Annotated in this window: 22 protein-coding genes and 1 pseudogene; 17 read left to right on the top strand and 6 right to left on the bottom strand. The window is 49.3% G+C overall.

Translation table 11 applies throughout. The features are described from left to right. Positions 1 to 106: 106 nt before the first annotated feature. Positions 107 to 279, top strand: a pseudogene (locus A3849_RS33940) (glycosyl hydrolase family 88); the annotation flags it as partial. A 49-nt stretch (positions 280 to 328) separates the two neighbouring features. Continuing rightward, a complete protein-coding gene (locus A3849_RS06770; RefSeq protein ID WP_074110718.1) occupies positions 329 to 1,300 on the top strand; it encodes a pectinesterase family protein in 972 nt (323 codons plus the stop codon). A 235-nt stretch (positions 1,301 to 1,535) separates the two neighbouring features. Here A3849_RS06770 and A3849_RS06780 read toward each other — a convergent pair whose 3' ends face one another. Continuing rightward, positions 1,536 to 1,733 carry a hypothetical protein gene (locus tag A3849_RS06780; protein WP_074110720.1) on the bottom strand — a complete coding sequence of 66 codons (198 nt, stop codon included), beginning with the start codon at positions 1,731 to 1,733 and terminating at the stop codon, positions 1,536 to 1,538. Between the two features lie 215 nt (positions 1,734 to 1,948). Next, positions 1,949 to 2,167: a hypothetical protein gene (locus tag A3849_RS06785; protein WP_074110721.1), complete on the bottom strand. Its 219-nt coding sequence runs from the start codon at positions 2,165 to 2,167 to the stop codon at positions 1,949 to 1,951. A 153-nt stretch (positions 2,168 to 2,320) separates the two neighbouring features. Between A3849_RS06785 and A3849_RS06790 the strand changes: the two genes are divergently transcribed. The 6 genes from A3849_RS06790 (at position 2,321) to A3849_RS06815 (ending at position 6,565) form a co-directional block, all read left to right on the top strand. After that, a complete protein-coding gene (locus A3849_RS06790) occupies positions 2,321 to 2,674 on the top strand; it encodes a DUF3139 domain-containing protein (RefSeq protein ID WP_074110722.1) in 354 nt (117 codons plus the stop codon). A gap of 25 nt (positions 2,675 to 2,699) precedes the next feature. Beyond that, complete coding sequence (locus A3849_RS06795) at positions 2,700 to 3,230, top strand: hypothetical protein (RefSeq protein ID WP_074110723.1); 531 nt, start codon at positions 2,700 to 2,702, stop codon at positions 3,228 to 3,230. Between the two features lie 42 nt (positions 3,231 to 3,272). After that, positions 3,273 to 3,947 (top strand): carbon-nitrogen hydrolase family protein, encoded by a 675-nt coding sequence (locus A3849_RS06800; protein ID WP_074110724.1) that lies wholly within the window; start codon positions 3,273 to 3,275, stop codon positions 3,945 to 3,947. Then, entirely contained in the window at positions 3,944 to 4,696 is a 753-nt protein-coding gene (locus tag A3849_RS06805) for a hypothetical protein (RefSeq protein WP_083613387.1), read from the top strand. Before A3849_RS06800 ends, A3849_RS06805 begins: the two co-directional genes overlap by 4 nt. Positions 4,697 to 4,854: 158 nt before the next feature. Then, entirely contained in the window at positions 4,855 to 5,982 is a 1,128-nt protein-coding gene (locus A3849_RS06810; RefSeq protein WP_074110725.1) for a DNA alkylation repair protein, read from the top strand. A 31-nt stretch (positions 5,983 to 6,013) separates the two neighbouring features. Further along, positions 6,014 to 6,565, top strand: coding sequence for a hypothetical protein (locus A3849_RS06815; RefSeq protein WP_074110726.1), 552 nt, complete (start codon positions 6,014 to 6,016; stop codon positions 6,563 to 6,565). Here A3849_RS06815 and A3849_RS06820 read toward each other — a convergent pair whose 3' ends face one another. Both A3849_RS06820 and A3849_RS06825 read right to left on the bottom strand, forming a co-directional pair. Next, the gene (locus tag A3849_RS06820; protein WP_074110727.1) at positions 6,566 to 7,915 is read right to left on the bottom strand and encodes a metallophosphoesterase; all 1,350 of its coding nucleotides are present in this window, start codon (positions 7,913 to 7,915) and stop codon (positions 6,566 to 6,568) included. Between the two features lie 88 nt (positions 7,916 to 8,003). Then, the gene (locus tag A3849_RS06825) at positions 8,004 to 8,564 is read right to left on the bottom strand and encodes a hypothetical protein (protein WP_083613388.1); all 561 of its coding nucleotides are present in this window, start codon (positions 8,562 to 8,564) and stop codon (positions 8,004 to 8,006) included. A gap of 157 nt (positions 8,565 to 8,721) precedes the next feature. Between A3849_RS06825 and A3849_RS06830 the strand changes: the two genes are divergently transcribed. From A3849_RS06830 to A3849_RS06855, 6 genes are all read left to right on the top strand, one after another. Then, positions 8,722 to 9,297: a TetR/AcrR family transcriptional regulator gene (locus A3849_RS06830; RefSeq protein WP_074110729.1), complete on the top strand. Its 576-nt coding sequence runs from the start codon at positions 8,722 to 8,724 to the stop codon at positions 9,295 to 9,297. Between the two features lie 151 nt (positions 9,298 to 9,448). After that, positions 9,449 to 10,114, top strand: a complete 666-nt coding sequence (gene rnhA / locus A3849_RS06835; protein ID WP_074110730.1) for a ribonuclease H — start codon at positions 9,449 to 9,451, stop codon at positions 10,112 to 10,114. A gap of 78 nt (positions 10,115 to 10,192) precedes the next feature. After that, positions 10,193 to 10,861, top strand: a complete 669-nt coding sequence (ung, locus tag A3849_RS06840; RefSeq protein ID WP_074110731.1) for a uracil-DNA glycosylase — start codon at positions 10,193 to 10,195, stop codon at positions 10,859 to 10,861. A gap of 31 nt (positions 10,862 to 10,892) precedes the next feature. Next, complete coding sequence (locus tag A3849_RS06845) at positions 10,893 to 11,297, top strand: hypothetical protein (RefSeq protein ID WP_074110732.1); 405 nt, start codon at positions 10,893 to 10,895, stop codon at positions 11,295 to 11,297. A 233-nt stretch (positions 11,298 to 11,530) separates the two neighbouring features. After that, positions 11,531 to 11,914: a nuclear transport factor 2 family protein gene (locus tag A3849_RS06850; protein WP_074110733.1), complete on the top strand. Its 384-nt coding sequence runs from the start codon at positions 11,531 to 11,533 to the stop codon at positions 11,912 to 11,914. 125 nt (positions 11,915 to 12,039) lie between these two features. Further along, positions 12,040 to 12,906, top strand: a complete 867-nt coding sequence (locus A3849_RS06855) for a GNAT family N-acetyltransferase (RefSeq protein ID WP_074110734.1) — start codon at positions 12,040 to 12,042, stop codon at positions 12,904 to 12,906. A 334-nt stretch (positions 12,907 to 13,240) separates the two neighbouring features. Here A3849_RS06855 and A3849_RS06860 read toward each other — a convergent pair whose 3' ends face one another. Beyond that, entirely contained in the window at positions 13,241 to 14,341 is a 1,101-nt protein-coding gene (locus A3849_RS06860; RefSeq protein ID WP_074110735.1) for an AI-2E family transporter, read from the bottom strand. 164 nt (positions 14,342 to 14,505) lie between these two features. On the opposite strand from A3849_RS06860, the gene A3849_RS06865 reads away from it, so the two are divergent. Beyond that, positions 14,506 to 14,979 carry a hypothetical protein gene (locus tag A3849_RS06865; RefSeq protein ID WP_074110736.1) on the top strand — a complete coding sequence of 158 codons (474 nt, stop codon included), beginning with the start codon at positions 14,506 to 14,508 and terminating at the stop codon, positions 14,977 to 14,979. Positions 14,980 to 14,999: 20 nt separating this feature from the next. Here the strand turns inward: A3849_RS06865 and A3849_RS06870 are convergent, their stop codons facing one another. Continuing rightward, entirely contained in the window at positions 15,000 to 15,293 is a 294-nt protein-coding gene (locus tag A3849_RS06870; RefSeq protein ID WP_074110737.1) for a hypothetical protein, read from the bottom strand. Between the two features lie 397 nt (positions 15,294 to 15,690). Here A3849_RS06870 and A3849_RS06875 point away from each other — a divergent pair, with 397 nt between their 5' ends. Together A3849_RS06875 and pfkB are read left to right on the top strand one after the other, a co-directional pair. After that, positions 15,691 to 16,452: a DeoR/GlpR family DNA-binding transcription regulator gene (locus A3849_RS06875; protein ID WP_074110738.1), complete on the top strand. Its 762-nt coding sequence runs from the start codon at positions 15,691 to 15,693 to the stop codon at positions 16,450 to 16,452. Between the two features lie 32 nt (positions 16,453 to 16,484). Beyond that, entirely contained in the window at positions 16,485 to 17,396 is a 912-nt protein-coding gene (pfkB, locus tag A3849_RS06880; RefSeq protein WP_074110739.1) for a 1-phosphofructokinase, read from the top strand. The last annotated feature ends 23 nt before the right edge of the window (positions 17,397 to 17,419 follow it).

A 17,419-nucleotide genomic window follows, 5' to 3' on the forward strand; every position in this document is an offset into this window, starting at 1 on the left:
TTTACGGTCTCTACACGGTCAAGTCAAGGAATTATTAAAATGCACACGTTAAAATTTTTATGGCAGAATAACATCTCTGACGCTATAATTTATTTGCTTGCCTAAGACAAATGAGGGCCTGCTGCATCTGAACAAAACGTGTCAGGTAGACGATTCGGACGGTCCGGACCGCCGTGACGGAAGTTTTGCTTATTATATCAACCCGTAATCACCAATGACCTAAAAAACTTAGGCGCATTCCTGCAGGCCTGCGGAGAATACAAGAACATGCCTACCTGATACGCCGGGCCTGTACGTGAAGCCGATAGATGATAAGGAGGAAGAACCGATGCTGGTGGGAAAAGAAGCCTTCTGCGATTTTCATACCATACAGGAGGCTGTAAATGCGCTGGAATCTCAGCCGGAGGATGAGGAACGCATACTATATATTTTGTCAGGCGTATACGAGGAGACGGTAAGGATATACCGCTCCCATCTGCGGATTATCGGCATTGGCCACGTGGAGATTACCATGAACCGGTATGCCAGGGAGCTGGACGCCACAGGTGAAGAGATCACCACCTTTGCTACCCCAACGCTCTTCCTTGGGGGACACCGTCTGGTTGTGGAGAATCTGACGGTTGCCAATACGGCCGGACAGGGAACAGATATTGGACAGGCCGTGGCAGTATATGCTCATTGTGATGAGACGGTCTTCCGCAACTGTACCTTCAAGGGATATCAGGATACCCTGTTGACGGGACCGCTGCCTCCTGCGACTAAGGAGGGCAAGCCCTTCGGCGGCATCCCGCTCAAAAAGCGGCATGACCGCTGCCGCCAGCTCTATACCCATTGTTATATTGAGGGAACAGTGGACTTTATTTTTGGAGGGGCGGCAGCCTATTTCGAGCATTGTGAAATCCGCAGTCTGCAGCATTACGGCCAGGGTGAGGGATACATAACAGCAGCGTCCACGCCTGAGGGTCAGGAATACGGGTATATGTTCAGCGGGTGCTTCTTAACGGCTGATCCAGGCGTAACCGGGGTCTACCTGGGACGGCCCTGGCGCAGATTCGCCCGGACCGAACTGGTGAATTGCCGCTACGGCAGCCATATTCATCCCCGGGGCTGGGATCATTGGGAGGATCGGCTTAATGAACGGACCGTAAGATATTGCGAATACGGTGTGGCGGGTGATGATCCCTTGCGGGGACAGCGTGCTGCTTGGGCGCTGTTGCCTGATATGTCTGAGGAGGCACCAGGCAAGGCACAGATTTTTGCCGGTACGGATTTCTGGAAGAGTATGGGTACCGATAGCTAGGCAGCAGAGGCCTTGCCCGGCTTCGTGTCCCTGTTCATGGAAGGCAGCATGCAGAAAAAGCGGTCTTTTATTATACTGCTGAAGCTGTATAGGATGATGCGGATGAGTCTGCTGGTCTTCTTGCTATTCTATCTATCTCAATCATGCAGAAAGATACTCCGGTTAACCGCCACAGTGGCAAAAACCAAAAAAGCGGACGCCTGATCCTCTCAGGTGTCCGCTTTTTCATATGATTTTATTTATCCGTGGCTTTATCCTTCTTGCCGGCATCCTTAGGAGAATCTCCTGTAAGAGTTTCCTGCACGTTGTCCATAATGCCTCCGACGATATCATTCAGCTTGTCTGTAGAAGCCGTCTGTCCTGGTCTGCTCGCATCGGGAATCTGATTAAAACCGGGGCTCCGTTTGTCTTGGGATTTCTCTTTGTCACTCATGCTTCTCATTCCTTTCCATGCTGCCAAAGTTAGAATATGTCCAATACGCCCATCTTATGTAACGAGTACACCCTATGGACGGATCTGAACCAGTGTGCATCGGGAAGCTGCATTTGGCAAAGGCGAAAGCTATAGGCTGGAGGTCCTTTATGGAAGTCCTTCAATTGGAGAAAGCAGGGAATTCATGCTTAAGGCGGAATGTAATAATATGGAGGTTAGGTTTTGTTATGCTGAAATTTTGTGATTTCCCGGTCATAGTGGGATATACTGCCGTCGAATCTTTTGAGGCGTACGTAGTCTTCGGCAAACTTCTCCACGATTCCGATCCCCACCTGAGAATACATTCCGTCAGGATCAAGCTGCAACGCGGACACAAAGGTCTGCGACAGTGCGGCGACAAAAAAATCAACATTTTTAACAAGGGTCTGCGGCATGGCTGATAATCCTCCGTTCATTCGCTTTAGCGCGTTTAGCTACAAAAGCTTTTTATCTATAATACGACAGCCTTTGCATTTTGAAAATAGGATATAATTTGCAGGATTTGTGAAAATAACGCTTTGTATTTCAAATAAAGGAGGAGGAAGTGCTTGAGCGCTGCAAAAAAGACACTTGTCTTTACGCTGACGGTCCTCGTACTGCTCATCGTGCTGACTCCCATCGTTTATGCAAGGGTTGGCACCAAAGTCTATGCTCACAGGGTCAAAGTCTACCTGACAGAAGAAATGGGCTATACCCGGGCGGAAATTACTTCGGTAAAAGGGAAATGGACCATTAAGGCCCCCCCGTTTGTTGTACATGTCAAGTTTAGAGACGAACCCGAGGTGGAGTATACTTATTTTGCACACGCGGGAGTGATACAATTCAGTCACGAGATTTCCCGGAAAGGCTTGGACCAGGGGGTCACGGAGAAGAACTTGAAGCATTACGTTTCTCTGGATTAAATACAAGATTAAGGCGGTCTGCAGCATGGAAAATAACACTGAGCAAGCCAGGGAACTGTTCACCCGCTATCTGGGCAACCCCATACAGATGCACCGTGAAGGTGTGCTGCAGCAGTATAAGCAGTACGAGGTCGACAAAGAAACAGAAAAACAATGGGCAGAGGATATGATTGCGGGATATCTGAAGCAGCTGTCGATCCGCGACTGGGAGGCTGTGGACACGCTAGAGACGCTTTCCAGGCAATATCCGAATCCTGAAATGGCGGAAAAGATAGTATCGTTTGCTTCACGCAACCTCATGAGCGCAGACAGCATCGTCAGACTGCGGTTCTCCGAAAACCTGGTGGGCATCATCCGCTCCCATAAAAAAGTATTGTCCCGTGAGCAGTTATTCACCGCCTGCCGGGCCGCTGCTGAGCTGCTGCAATCTGTCACCAGGCAGCCTCTTGTGGTCGATCCGGGTCATGAGCTGGAGCAGCTGGGCCTCAAAGACAAACGAGGGTTGAACAGCAGGGCCAAGAAGAGCATGGATGAAGTAGAAGCGCTGTTGAATTGATGAAGGTTTGACTGCGAAAAGTAAATTTATGGAGGAATCCCGATGAGGTTACTGGTCTCCCAGCCGTACCACGAAGCTGGTTTGTTGAAGCTGCAAGAAGAACTGCGGCAGTGGTCTACCCTTTGTGAAGCAGTACTCTATCCTGAAGGATATGTAACGGATCCAGGCAGTGTGCAGACCCTTAGCAGCCTTGCCAGGAAGTACCGAAAGCTGGTGATTACCAGCTATAGAGATGAGAACAACAAGGACCGGGCATTAATGATTGGGCCCGGCGGAGAAATTCTCCTTGAACGGGCGAAGTCTCCCATGCAAGGAGAGCTGTATGCTCCATCAGTGGCTGACGCCTTAGGTATGCAGATCGGTTATCTGCTGTGTATGGAGATCTTACAGGGACTGAACGGGCTGGAGGGGCAAGCCGAATCTCTGGATTTCATAGCCCATCCGATTGGCGTGGGCATGTTCAGTGAAGAACAGTTTGCTTTGTGGACAGAGGAGGCTGCACGGATTGCAGTGAAATATAAATGTCCTGTCGTCGGAACCAGTCATGCTGACGGCTCCTACCGGAATTGCGGAGTGTCCATCCCCATCTCCTACTGTATAGATGCAAATGGTCAGCCGCTGTACATTTCCAAGGCCGACACAAGAAGCCGTATTGTGGATTTGAAGAGCGGCGGTGTTGTGGTTGCGGGACCGGACGGTCTGGTAGCGACAATATGAGGAAACTGGTTGTTGCAATGATTATTCTGGTTGTTGTTTTTCTTGCTGTTGTTTTACTGCACTCGTTAAAGCGGAATATTCTTTCATCTGGAGAAGTTCGGCAGCAGGCAAAGCAGGAGATCAGCAAGCTTTTAAACATTCCTGAGCGAATTAATTTTGACGCCCGACCCGATCGCCCGGTAAACTTCGGCTATAAGTGCCAGTGGTATGCGGTTGGAACAACGGATACGGAGGCGGTGGCCGAATCGTTCGGCTTAGAAGATCTGCAAGCGGCGAATTGGCAGACTGGAATTGCGGGTGCCTATGGAGGTTATTATTATGTCTCACCTCCGGTCAAAGGCTGGACCCTGGTGGTCAATTCACACATGGCAGATTCGGGTGTGCCTGGTGAGAATAATCCTATCGGAGTGGTCAAACGGCTAAGCGCACAGTATGGTGAAGCCTATTACTTTGGAACACACCGTGTGGTTGAATATCATGCCTGGATTAAGGGTGTTCAGGGCGAGATAATCCGGGCCTACGGGTATGTCGGGGAATCCAGTGAAACGCTAATGGATGAGGGCGATCCTACGAAAGAAGAAATAGCAAATGATCTTGTATTTGCGGAGTCCCATGCCGACTACGGGCGAGTGCCTCATGAAGAGGATGTAATAGAGATGGCTTCGTTGTGGACGGTGTCTCCGTTTCTGGAGGACGGGGACTACGAGACAGGAACAGGTCTGGCTGGAACTGCAAAAGCACATGAATAGTAAGTGGCTTCACACTATGAGTGAGTTGCAATGATTGATGCTCTGAAAAAGGTCTGCCCAGCGAATATGACATAAAGCTGTCCGGTTAGTTATGCTACGATTTCCTGGCTACACTGAAACGGAAGAATGAGACAGAGAACCGGCAGGAGGAGACAATAATGGCAGAACCGCTAAAAGCAATGTATAACGAGGAATTTCTGCACGGCTTCGGCACGAAGGTGAAGGAAGTACACGGCAGTTTCGACCTTGAGGGTTTTATCACTGCAGCGATGCGTGACCCTTGGGAGGCGCTGGAGCTTAAAGGACGGATGCGGCGGATCACGGAGACGCTGGGAATATTTTTGCCCCGGAGGTATGAGGATGCTCTGGAGATTCTGTTTGCGATAGATGAAAAATGTGTAGGCTTCCCTTATCTGTTCTTCCCCGATTTCGTCGAGGTGTATGGTGCCGGTGATGAACACTTTGAGCTGTCCATGACAGCACTGGAGCGCTTCACGCCCAGATCATCGGCGGAATTCGCTGTCCGCCCCTTTCTGCTGCGTGACCCGCAGCGGATGATGGCACAGATGCTGCAATGGTCGAAGCATCCCAGTGAGCATGTACGGCGGCTCTCCAGTGAGGGAAGCCGGCCCCGCTTGCCTTGGGGTCAGGCGCTGCCCATGTTCAAGCGTGACCCGTCGCCGGTGCTGCCGGTGCTGGAACAATTGAAGGCTGACCCTTCGCTGTACGTCCGCAAGAGTGTGGCGAACAATTTGAACGACATTGCCAAGGACCATCCCGAAGTTGTGATTGATACCGTACGGCGCTGGAAGGGCGTGAGTGCGCACACGGACTGGATTGTGCGTCATGGATGCCGTACTCTGATCCGCAAAGCGGACCCTGAGGTCATGGCCCTCTTTGGTTATGCCAGCCAGGAGGACGAGACACCTCTTGCCGTCAGTGCCGTCCTGTCTGTAGAGCCTGCGGAACTGCATATAGGCGACAGCTGCGAGCTGGCTTATGCCCTTGCTATTCGTGAGGGGGAAGCGGTCCGTATACGTGTTGAATACGGTATTGATTTCGTGAAGGCCGGAGGCAAGACCTCGCGTAAGCTGTTCCTGCTCTCGGACAAAACAGTTCCCGGCGGCACCCGGCTGACCGGAAAACGGACTCACCGTTGGGCGGATCTGACCACCCGCCGCCACTATGCGGGAGAGCATACCCTCACGCTGCTGGTGAACGGGCGTGAAGCCGCATCTGCATTACTTGTACTGAAGCCGCAGCACCTTGGAGACCTGAAGCTATGATTAGGTATATTTTTATGTGAGGGGGTTAAGTATGAACGGAAGACTGGTATATCCGGTTATGCTGTTGTCCCTGCTGGCGACTCTGCTTGCGGGTTGCGGAGGCACTAAAGGCTCTGGTCCCGCAGAGTCGGATGAGTCGCCTCCGGCAGCTGTCACCATGCCGGAGAAGAAGCCCGGGGACTTCGCTTTTTCTGTCCGTTATGGTATCACAGCCCGGAATGAGATTAATACCTTCAACGGTACGGTAACGAAGGATTTGATCTCCAACGGTACAGCGGCAATAAACCTCCGACTGACAGACGCTGAAATGGATGATATTTATCAGCAGCTGCGCGGGATGAATGTGCTGGGCGGCCTGGAGCTGGAGATAGCGGACAAGACCTGTGGGCGTGAACCCTATAACGAAGAGCACTGGACGATTCAGGTGAATGGTCAGCAGCAAACACTCGATTGGAGTGAGGCGAATTGCGAAATCACTCCCGATGCCAAGAGACTCGAAGCATTGCGGATTATGATCGTGAAGCTGGTCCAGAGCAGACCCGAGTACCAGGCGCTTCCTGAAGCGGTTGGGGGATATGATTAGCTATGGAAGCTTGATGTGAAGCTGCTGGTTGTCCTTGGGAACCCTTCTGGCCATTCCAAGCACATAGCTTTTGAGTCCGCTTGAGGGTGCGTTCTGCCACAGCCGGAAGCTGTCTAAAGCGATCACCCCCGGAAGGTCAGTCTTGGCTGTGCCGGCAAAATAAATTTCGTTGAGCCGTCCCACCAGATCCGCCATGACCTGAAGCTCAGCGTCTGAATACTTGTCATAAGCCTCATCCTCCGACAGCCGGGCATAGCTTCGGGTAGAGGAACGCTTTCTGAAGTTCTGCTCGCTATAGGTGCCGAAGTGCAGCAGATTACTATCCTTGCTGCCGGAAGACGCTGCCCACAGCTCCATATTCAGCTTGGAGGTGCTGTAGTCGAGCGTATGATCCGCAGAAGAGTACTTCAGCATTCCGTATTGATGTGGATACACGGATAGGGCACTGTCCGCGATATCATAAATGCTGGTGCCATCCCCGCTATTTTCGCTGATGTCCTGAATATGAATATGGCCGCTCAGGACAGTGGCAATTCCGTTCCGCTTCAAGGCGTCCACCACCTGTGCATTGTCATTAACCGTGAAACCCTCTTGAATGAAGTCACTATGATCCAGCAGACTGTGATGCATGACCGCTATGATATGCGCTCCACTGCTTGAGGCCAGCTTTCCGCATTTATCGATCCACTGTAATGTGGAAGGAGGGACTCTTCCATCCAGCTGGGGGTGGCCAAGTGCTGAATTATTAGCGTACTGACTGGTATCCAGCATGAGAAGCCAGAGATCCTCAGAGGGAGCTGCCAGATAACTCAGGGTATCTTTATCGTTAAGTAAGGCTTCGTCATACCCGAAGGCGCGGTAAAGGCTGCGGAATTCTTTTGGAGTGATGTTGTCCGCCTTATATTGCCGCTCGTCCTTGAATTCGCGCGCCCAGGGATTCAGAATATCGTGATTGCCGGGAATAACATATACCCTTGTTCCGGTATTCTGTTCAATGATTTTTAGCCGCTTGGCCAGATCCTTATGGCTTCGCTTCTCCCCATTGTTGGTGAGATCCCCGCTGATGATGAGCGCATCCGGCTTTCGGATTTCGATATCATGGCCCAGTGCGCTAATGATTTCTTCACTGTACCCCAGTTGCTTACCGTCTCCGGCGGCTAGGAATTGATTGAAGGCCGGGCCGAAGTCAGTCAGGCTTTTGGACAGGTAGTGTGTGTCTGTCGTGGTCATGATCGTCAGATTATGGCCGGATTGAATCTGGTACTGCTGCGGTGTAGTCTCTTGCCCGGTGCATGAAGCCAAGGTAAGCAGAACCGGGATAATTACGAGCCTGCGGAATGAAATATGCATGATAGCCTCTATTCTCCATAACCCGCAAAGAGGTGCTTCTCCGGGCAAACATGCCTTTAGAGAATCACCTTATGCGGAAACCTATACATTATTTTTTAACTTCTGTTACACCCGTTACTTTTCCCTGGTCCGATGCACTGTAGGTGGCCTGGTACTTTTCATCGGAGAAATAGACATTGCCCTTGATGGTTGCATTCACAACATTGAAGCCATTCGCCTCCACATATACATCACCTACAAAGGTACCGCCCTGAATCCGGGCATTTTCGCTTTTGATTGTGATTTTGGGTGCGGTCAGAGTGAAAGAATTGGTGATGTTGTGATCCGCATCCTGCGTGTACAGCGCGATCTTGCGTGCCGGTTCATTCTTGTGGATGAATTGGCCGTCTACGACGAGATCCTCCGTGAAGGTCAGGTCCTTAAGGGTAGCAGCAATCCAGGTGCCGTCCTTACTGATCGCTTTTTTGAAATCCTCTCCGTTGTCAACCACGGAAGCCGATGTTACAGCGTCAGGTGCAGCAGTGGCATTGCTGGCGGTTCCGTTGCCCGCTGGCGTATTGGTGCCTGCCGTATTATTGTTCGCAGAGTTTCCGCATCCGACAAGCAATGTCAGAACGAATACTGCTGCTAAGGCTGCTAGCTTCTTCATGTCAATATCCTCCTTGGGGTTTGGGGCTACGCTACATCCTTTAAAATTAATATAGAATGATTAGTGCGGAATTGATGTGAGATTATTCATAGGTTGGGGTATAATATTTACCGAACGTTCTATAAATGGTAAAATAGACACAGAAAGGAGCTTGATTATGGCAAGAAGCAAAGAGTTTGATGTTGACAACGTGCTGGGCAAGGCGATGAATGTGTTTTGGCAGCAGGGCTATGAAAAAACCTCTATGCAGGATCTGGTTACCGGTATGGGTATTCATAAGCGGAGCATGTATGATACTTTTGGAGACAAGCACACCTTATATATAAAAGCCATGGAACGATTTGCAGATATGACAGTCAGTAAGATGGCTGGTCGTGTGGAAGGTACAGACTCCGCCAAGGAAGCCATCCGGCTATTATTTGATACAATTATCCACAAGCAGGAGTCAGAGCCGACAGGCTGTCTGCTGGTGAATACGGCGGTTGAATTGGCTAATCATGATCCGGCGGCAACCTCCAAGGTAAATGAGGCTTTTCTGCAAACGGAACAGCTCTTTGAACGATTGGTCGTGCAAGGGCAGGCGAGTGGTGAAATCTCCAGCCGTCACCAGGCGGCTAATCTGGCTGTATTCCTGCATAATGCGCTGGTGGGTCTTCGGGTCATGGTCAAAACCACACCGGATAAGGGCAAGCTGCAGACTATAGCTGATACCACCCTTGCGATGCTGGATTAATGACCATGGGGATATTATGAACCCGCGGCCGGTATATTATCCAATGATATTGCCTGACGTCCAACATTCGCTGGAGTCATAGCCAATTCCAAAATAAAATTATCACTTGTTAGGGTTATAAAGTTATTGCGGCAGAAAGGGGCTAGGTTCAATGGCCAAGCAGAAATACTATGTAGTATGGGAAGGGAAGAACCCGGGAGTGTACGGGACATGGGCGGAATGCCAGGCGCAGACGGATCATTTTACAGGGGCGAAGTATAAATCCTACGAATCCAGAGCGGAGGCGGACGCCGCCTACAAGGCAGGGTGGAAGGGGAACTGGGGAACCGGAGCCGCAGCCTCGGGTGCAGGGAAGAGCAAATCTGCAAGCACGTTTAAGCGCAGTACAACGGCTGCTGAGTCTTCGGCGGAGATTGATTACGACAGTATTTCCGTAGACGTGGGGACCCGTGGTAACCCCGGACCTGTAGAATATAAGGGAGTCGATACGCAGACCGGGGATCTCATTTTTTCATGCGGACCGATTAAGAAAGGCACCAATAATCTAGGTGAGTTCCTGGCGATTGTCCACGCATTGGCTCTGCTGAATAAAGAAGGAAGCAACCGCACGATATACAGTGATTCCGTGAATGCCATGAAATGGGTTAAGCAAAAGAAGGTTGCCACCACGCTGCCGCGTGATGCTTCAACAGAGGAAATCTGGACACTGATTGACCGCGCGGAACGCTGGCTGCAGACGAATACATACAAGAACAAAGTACTCAAGTGGCAGACCAAAGAGTGGGGCGAGATCAAGGCTGATTACGGGCGGAAATAAACTGCCGGGAGCCAGCTATAATTTGGGTAATATCAGGTAAAGAATGAATAACACGCATGGGAGCGGGAGGAAACATAAATGTTTGGCAACGATTGGGATGAGATCCTGCAGGAAGAGACACAGAAGACTTATTTTCAGGAGCTGCGTTATGGGCTGGCGCGGGAATACAAAGAGTACACGGTATATCCGCCCAAGGACGAATTGTTCTCGGCGCTGAAGCTGACGCCTTACAGCAGGACAAGAGTAGTTATTCTGGGGCAAGACCCTTATCATGGAGCGGGACAGGCACATGGACTCAGCTTCTCGGTCAAACCCGGAGTGCGGATTCCTCCTTCCCTGCGCAATATCTACACAGAGCTGCATTCGGACATGGGTGTGCCAGTTCCGAACCACGGCTCGCTGCTGCACTGGGCGGAGGAAGGGGTTCTGATGCTGAATGCTGTGCTGACGGTCCGTGAAGGACAGCCTAATTCCCATAAAGGACTTGGCTGGGAGACTTTCACCGATGCGGTGATGGAGAAGCTGAACGAACGGCAGGAACCTATGGTCTTTATCCTCTGGGGCAGTCATGCCCAGCAAAAAGGAGCCTATATCGACCCCAGCCGCCACCTTGTGTTGAAGTCCCCGCATCCGAGCCCATTCTCGGCGCACCGGGGTTTTCTGGGCAGCCGTCCCTTTTCCCAGGCGAACAAGTATCTGGAATCAAAAGGCTTACAGGGAATCAATTGGTCCATACCGAATATATAGATAACTTGGATACAGCTAAGGGGGTGGAGCCATGAAGCATTGGGTAGGCAGACCAGTTATAATGTATTGTGGCGAAGAACCCTACACGATCATGAAAGGTGTTTTGCGTAAATGGGACCCGGCAGCTTCTGTGGCCGTCATTGGTCATCAGGAAATTGCAGTGCCTTTTCGCGATATTGTGTACATCAAAGCACTGGCCCCCAAAGAGAGAGCCTTAGCCCCAACGCTGCATGCTGTTGGATATGTCATGAGAGAACGCCAGCAGTTCGACAATGCAATCTACTTCAAATCGGCGGTCACCGTCTGGAAGGGCGATCAGCTGATTGCGTACAATACAACAATTGTTTCCCATACCAAGGGCTCAGTCACACTCAAGGATGGACAGAATCTGCCAAAAGGCAGCCATATTTTTGTAGTGCGTTCTCTTCGGGGCTGAACGGTTCGGACTAGATTTCTATGACTGTGACAGCTTTATTTATTCTTAAACTACAAAAAGTGAGCAAAGCAGCGATTCTCCTGTTCCTGGAGAATCGCTGCTTTGCTTTTTTGCTCCCCGGCGGCTTGTTTCAGCATGTACCTGTCTGTCACATTCATTTTAGATAACGGGCAGAGGTTTACAAATATATGGTAATATTGCATTGAGAATAAGTTACGGAGAGGGGGATGATTATGGTTAGTAAAGAAATAAGGGATATAATTGAAGTTTATCTTGAAGCATATAATTCATTTGAAATTGAAAGAATGGTTGAACTCTTGCATAAGGATATCATATTCATGAATATTTCCAATGGAGAAACCACAACGGAGACCCGAGGAATACAAGCCTTCAGGGAGTTGGCAGAACAGTCGTCAGCGATGTTCTCCAGCCGTCGCCAGACCATTACCGATTACAATATTATTAATGACAAAGTAGAGGTCGGAATCGATTATGAAGGTGTTCTTGCCGTGGATTTGCCTAATGGATTAAAGAGTGGGGATAAACTGCAATTAAAAGGTAAGTCAACATTCGAAGTTAAGGAAGGAAAAATCTCATTGATTAAGGATTACAGTTGAGACACCACTTTAGTTTTTTACAGAATATTGAAAATGATTCGGAAACGCCGTCCCCCCCCCCGAATTATTGTGATTTGTTGGGGAAATTGGGAAGAACGTTAGGCAGATGAAAGGGTGATTTTGTAATGCAATTCAAGTTGTATACGGATGTGCATGAGTTTTACATGGATACCTATGATGTGCTTATGCGTCATGAAGCTCAAAATTTAATTCCGCTTGGCAATATCATCATTGGGCATGAAGGAAAAGACAAAACCGACTGGCGTGACCCTGTAAATTGGCTTATGGCAACGATTTCGGATGACAAGGGCATACAGCTTACCGCCATAATGACGCCGCCGCACAATATTACGCTTTATGCAACAGACAACAATATTAATCCGGAAGCTGTAAGCTGTCTGATCGATGGGCTGAAAGACCGTGAAATTCCAGGTGTGACCACCGAAAAAACGCTGGCAGAATATTTTGCCAAAGAATATACCTTGCGCAAGGGAATAACTTTTAAAACAACCATGAGCCAACGTATATATGAGCTTTCAGCAGTTAATCCGGACATTCAAAAGGTTGGTATCGTTCGATTGCTAGACGAAAAGGATATTCACTTTTTTCCATACTGGGCTGAAGCGTTTTATGCAGCGGGGAGTTATGGCCAAACCGAAATGTCCATCCCGCAAGAGGCAGACCCTTACCTCTACCGGATAGCATCGAAAAAAATCTATATTTTAGAGGACAGCGGGATACCCGTTTCTATGGCAGGATATACAAGGGAAATGCAGACGGCTATTGGCGTGGCATTTGTATATACCCCTCCATATGAGCGCGGAAAGGGATACGCTACTTCAATTGTGGCGCAAATAAGCCAACTTGCATTGGATAAAGGATTTACTAAGTGCGTCTTATATACGGACTTAGCCAATCCCACATCGAATAGCATTTATCAAAAGATAGGCTATATGCCAATTTGTGATTCGCTCCAGTTGAAATTTGAATAGTAGAAGATTGCGGATAGAACTTCTGTTACCTTAGATAATAAGAGCATGAGATATAGTAAGATACGGCGGCGCGTTATCGTGATGTATCGACCGTTTTTTCGTGAACCGAATTATTCGGATTACGCTATTTCAATAAAACAGCGGCAGTCTAAGACGTTATTTTCTCGTCTAAGGTTGCCGCTGTCTTTTTTGTTGGAGCCGGTCTAAGTCTGGACACATCAGCCATTGGAACAACGTTTCGTTCGCGGAGCGTCCTCACCCGGCGCAACCGTCTGTCTGACTCCAGAAATTAGGACCGTTCCTTTATTAATCTAACCGAAGCTGTTGCTCAGGGTCACAGCTGCTCGTCTTTGGTAACCACAACGTCTTCCACGCGTTCAGCAATGATAATTTCGTAGATCCGCAGGAAAATGATTTTGAGGATCATATAGACTGGAAGTGCGATCAACACGCCGATGATGCCATAGAATTCTCCTCCTACCAGCACCAGAATTACGGTTGTCAACGGGTGCACATCCAGGGATTTACCGTAAATAATCGGAGAGAGCACATTATCCTGGATCTGCTGGGCAACAACAATGACCACCAGTGACCAGATGGCCATCGTCGGAGATTCAATGAAGCCTACGATGACGACCGGAATTGCGGCGAGCAGCGAACCGACATACGGAATAAAGTTAAGCGGGATGGAAATGATGGCGAGCAGCAGGGAGTAAGGGAGACCAATGATCAGGAAACCTACATAGAGCATGGCCCCCAGGACCACGTTCAGCAGCACTCGTGTAACGATGAATCCGCTCAGTGCGCTGTCAATATCCACCAGCATGTCTTGCCCTTCCTTACGGTATTTTCTGGGTACCAGACTAAGCAGGATCGGCGAGAGCTTGTGCCCGTCCTTTAGCATGTAATAGAGAATAATGGGCAGGGTAGCAATCACTACAACGATGCTGGACACAACACTAATCAGATTGGTCATCGAATTGCTAACCCAGGTGATGGCATCGTTCAAATATCCCGAGAGCCTTGCTGACAGATCAGTATCCCCTTTGAAGAAGCGGGAGAAGTTAGGATCGTTCTGCAGCTTGGTGAACTGATCTTGAAGTCCCTGCACCAGATAAGGCGTATTGTCGATGAAATTCTGGATCTGCTCACGCAGTGTCGGCCAGACCAGTACCCAGAAGAGCACAAACAAACCTATGAATACGACATAAATGAGGAGGATGGAAAGCATACGGTTCAGCCTTTTACTCTCCAGAACATTGACGAGCGGTCTTAGCAGATAATACATGAAGCCGGACAGCATCATCGGTACAAGCAGAAGATTGAAGATGGCTACCAGCGGTGAGATGAGAAATACGACTTTGGAGCCCAGATACAGAATCGTCAGAAAAGCGATAATGGCCAGGCATGTTCTGAAATATTTGCTTTGAAGCACTGCAGCACCCCCTAATTTCTCTCGATTATAGCATTTATGTACCGATTCTATCTTTATAACCGAATTAAGAGGGATTGATTCAATACCTGCAGATGTAAATCAGCACCTCTGGTTTAGGTACCAGAAGCAGTGGTTAATATCGCATTAATACAGGAGGGATGACAGTGACGAAACTGGTTCTGGGGATATTTGAACATCGGAGTGATGCCATCCTTGCAATAGTGGACATATGTGCGCACGGAATCAAGCCGAAACAGGTCTCGGCTGTAACGAAACAGAAGAATACACTGGAGATCATCAGCCATGATACGGGGATTGGCCGGACAGAAGCCGGCGAAGGTAACGGAGGTTTGTTCGGAACCGCCAAAGGACTCGGTGTAGGGCTGGATATGCTTCCTGATACTGCTGTTGCGGCCGGGCCGGCAGCCCGCAAACTGGCGGGGGCTGATCTGGATGGGGATGGTCTGGACGTCAGTCTGATCGGCATCGGAATTCCCATGGAAGATGCCAAGCTCTATGCAAAACATGCTGGCAAGGAACATGTTATTGTTATCGTAGCTCTGGAGGAAGAGCAGAGCCGGCAGGAGGTAAGCTCCTTGTTCGGGCTGCATCATGCCATTCCGCTAGACGCTCCGTGAGGCCCTCAAAGTATAGACAATCAACGCGGTGAACGGTTTTTCCGTTTCACCGCTTTTTTTTTCCTGGATTGCACGAACAGAACCGGATCTACGCCGACCTTACCCCCGGTTTCTTTGGATACCTGTTTGGCTTTTACGAGCGATAAAAAGGCGAAAATTTCACCTAGTGCCGCCAGGCCCGCCGCAATAATGGCATAGTCTTCCGCATCCAGCTCTTCACCTTCGACAGTGGTTGCATTATTGTCCTTAGCCGTATTGCCGTTATTGCCACCATTCCCGTTATTCCCGTATCCCGAGTAGTTATTATGAGCCATCGCCAATTCACCTGCTTTTTCCCATATGTAATATAAAATATGTCAAAGTGTGCCGGGTTGAAATAGGCAATTGAGAGGATATTTCAAAGGCCTATTTCTCATGCGGATTACATGCTCTATTGAGCTTGAAGGAGCACCCCGAAATGATCAAATGGTATTCTGAATCCCCTCTGTAAGAATGGTATATCTTTGCGGTCTGAAGACGAAAATAAACCAAAGAAAAATTGCTTTACTACGAATGAAAACGCTGTTATAATCACAAGTGAGCAGAAACAATCACAAACAATCAATAATAATCACCTTAGATCATGATTTCTGCTCATTTCGATGGTAGTTCTCTAAAGTACATGAAATACAAGGTTTTATATTTTGCCGCTGTTCACAAGGAGTGAGCGCTATGTTTGAAGAGGAACGAAAAAGGAGCATTGTCCAGTTTGTGGAGAAACATACCCGGGCGTCCGTTCAGGAGCTCAGCCAGGAACTGGGAGTGTCAGAGTCCACGGTACGCCGTGACTTGAAGGAACTCGAAGAATCACGGCTGCTGAAACGCACACATGGCGGAGCGGTTTCACTGCAGAGTGTCAATTTTGAAGCGGCGATCACCGATAAGGCGGACCGGTATCTGGATGAGAAGCAGCGAATCGCCCACAAGGCTGTAGAGATGATTCAAGATGGTGACGCCATCCTGTTGGACGGCGGAACAACAACACTGCAAATCGCCAAGGCACTTAGGGCATTCTCGAACCTTAAGGTTATCACGAATTCCATGATTGCTCTCAATGAGCTGAAAGATTGCCGTAATATTGAAGTTTCGATTACAGGAGGACTTCTCCGGCAGGATACCTTGGCCTTTGTAGGGCCAATGACGGAGCGTTCGCTGGAAATGGTGCGCGTGGATAAAGCGTTTCTGGGTACCAACGGATTGGATTTACGCGAAGGCATCACCACTCCGAACATGCTTGAAGCTGCGACCAAGCGCAAAATGATTTCCGTGGCCAAACAGGTCATTCTGCTGGCTGACCATAGCAAAATAGGGCAGGTTTCCTTCTGTAAGGTGGCTGACCTGCGGGAGATGGATCACTGCATTCTGGATAGAGAGACACCTGAAGGCTTCATTCGCGGGCTGAAAGGCTTGGACCTCAGCTACACCTTGGTGTGAGGACAAGAAAACCATAATAAAGAGGGATAACCATGATCTATACTGTGACTCTTAATCCTTCCATTGACTATATCGTGGAAGTTGAAGATTTGAAGCTTGGCAGTTTAAACCGGATGACACGCGACCTCAAGCTCCCTGGCGGCAAAGGTATTAACGTTTCCCGTGTACTGAATACGCTGGAGGTACCCAATACAGCCACAGGTTTTCTGGGGGGATTTACCGGGAAATACATCGAGCAGTGCCTGGGTGAAGAGAACATCTCCTGTGACTTCGTAACGGTAAAGGATGACACCCGGATTAACATCAAGCTAAAGGCCGGAGAAGAGACGGAGATTAACGGAACCGGACCTGTGATCCGGGATACAGAAGCGGAAGCGCTGATGCTTAAGCTGGGGGCACTACAGGCAGGCGATATCCTCGTTTTGTCAGGCAGTGTGCCACCTTCGCTGGGAGGAGCCTTCTACAGCAGACTGATAGACATATGCAAGCGTAAAAAGGCCGAATTTGTCATCGATACCACAGGCCAGGCGCTGAAAGATGCGCTTGCGCTGGAACCGCTTCTTGTGAAGCCCAACCATCACGAGCTGGCAGAACTGTTCGGGGTCCGAATTAACACAAGAGACGAAATTATCACTTACGGTCGCAGATTGATGGAATTGGGAGCACGTTATGTTCTGGTTTCTATGGCTGGTGAAGGAGCACTCTTCATCTCAGATCAAGGCGTATATTATGCCAATGCGCCGAAGGGCAAGGTGAAGAACTCCGTAGGAGCAGGGGATTCAATGATCGCCGGATTTGTGGGTACGCTATCTATGACTGGTGATGTACTGGAGGCTTTCCGGACAGGCGTGGCTTCTGGCAGTGCGACAGCATTCTCAGATGACCTGGCAGAGAGAGCACTTATCGGACAGCTTCGCACGCAGATTGAAATTGAAGAGATTTAACCAAGCAGTACACTTGTGATTAA

It is taken from the genome of Paenibacillus sp. P46E (assembly GCF_001909095.1).
In the GTDB taxonomy this organism is placed as follows: domain Bacteria; phylum Bacillota; class Bacilli; order Paenibacillales; family Paenibacillaceae; genus Paenibacillus_AQ; species Paenibacillus_AQ helianthi.

Bases quoted from the DNA above. Each gene is read 5' to 3' on its own strand.
- A3849_RS06770 (WP_074110718.1), top strand. From the start codon at position 329: ATGCTGGTGGGAAAAGAAGCCTTCTGCGATTTTCATACCATACAGGAG.
- A3849_RS06780 (WP_074110720.1), bottom strand. From the start codon at position 1,733: ATGAGTGACAAAGAGAAATCCCAAGACAAACGGAGCCCCGGTTTTAAT.
- ung (WP_074110731.1), top strand. From the start codon at position 10,193: ATGTTTGGCAACGATTGGGATGAGATCCTGCAGGAAGAGACACAGAAG.
- A3849_RS06795 (WP_074110723.1), top strand. From the start codon at position 2,700: ATGGAAAATAACACTGAGCAAGCCAGGGAACTGTTCACCCGCTATCTG.
- rnhA (WP_074110730.1), top strand. From the start codon at position 9,449: ATGGCCAAGCAGAAATACTATGTAGTATGGGAAGGGAAGAACCCGGGA.
- A3849_RS06805 (WP_083613387.1), top strand. From the start codon at position 3,944: ATGAGGAAACTGGTTGTTGCAATGATTATTCTGGTTGTTGTTTTTCTT.
- A3849_RS06875 (WP_074110738.1), top strand. From the start codon at position 15,691: ATGTTTGAAGAGGAACGAAAAAGGAGCATTGTCCAGTTTGTGGAGAAA.
- A3849_RS06845 (WP_074110732.1), top strand. From the start codon at position 10,893: ATGAAGCATTGGGTAGGCAGACCAGTTATAATGTATTGTGGCGAAGAA.
- A3849_RS06830 (WP_074110729.1), top strand. From the start codon at position 8,722: ATGGCAAGAAGCAAAGAGTTTGATGTTGACAACGTGCTGGGCAAGGCG.
- pfkB (WP_074110739.1), top strand. From the start codon at position 16,485: ATGATCTATACTGTGACTCTTAATCCTTCCATTGACTATATCGTGGAA.
- A3849_RS06800 (WP_074110724.1), top strand. From the start codon at position 3,273: ATGAGGTTACTGGTCTCCCAGCCGTACCACGAAGCTGGTTTGTTGAAG.
- A3849_RS06850 (WP_074110733.1), top strand. From the start codon at position 11,531: ATGGTTAGTAAAGAAATAAGGGATATAATTGAAGTTTATCTTGAAGCA.
- A3849_RS06785 (WP_074110721.1), bottom strand. From the start codon at position 2,167: ATGCCGCAGACCCTTGTTAAAAATGTTGATTTTTTTGTCGCCGCACTG.
- A3849_RS06870 (WP_074110737.1), bottom strand. From the start codon at position 15,293: ATGGCTCATAATAACTACTCGGGATACGGGAATAACGGGAATGGTGGC.
- A3849_RS06820 (WP_074110727.1), bottom strand. From the start codon at position 7,915: ATGCATATTTCATTCCGCAGGCTCGTAATTATCCCGGTTCTGCTTACC.
- A3849_RS06855 (WP_074110734.1), top strand. From the start codon at position 12,040: ATGCAATTCAAGTTGTATACGGATGTGCATGAGTTTTACATGGATACC.
- A3849_RS06815 (WP_074110726.1), top strand. From the start codon at position 6,014: ATGAACGGAAGACTGGTATATCCGGTTATGCTGTTGTCCCTGCTGGCG.
- A3849_RS06825 (WP_083613388.1), bottom strand. From the start codon at position 8,564: ATGAAGAAGCTAGCAGCCTTAGCAGCAGTATTCGTTCTGACATTGCTT.
- A3849_RS06810 (WP_074110725.1), top strand. From the start codon at position 4,855: ATGGCAGAACCGCTAAAAGCAATGTATAACGAGGAATTTCTGCACGGC.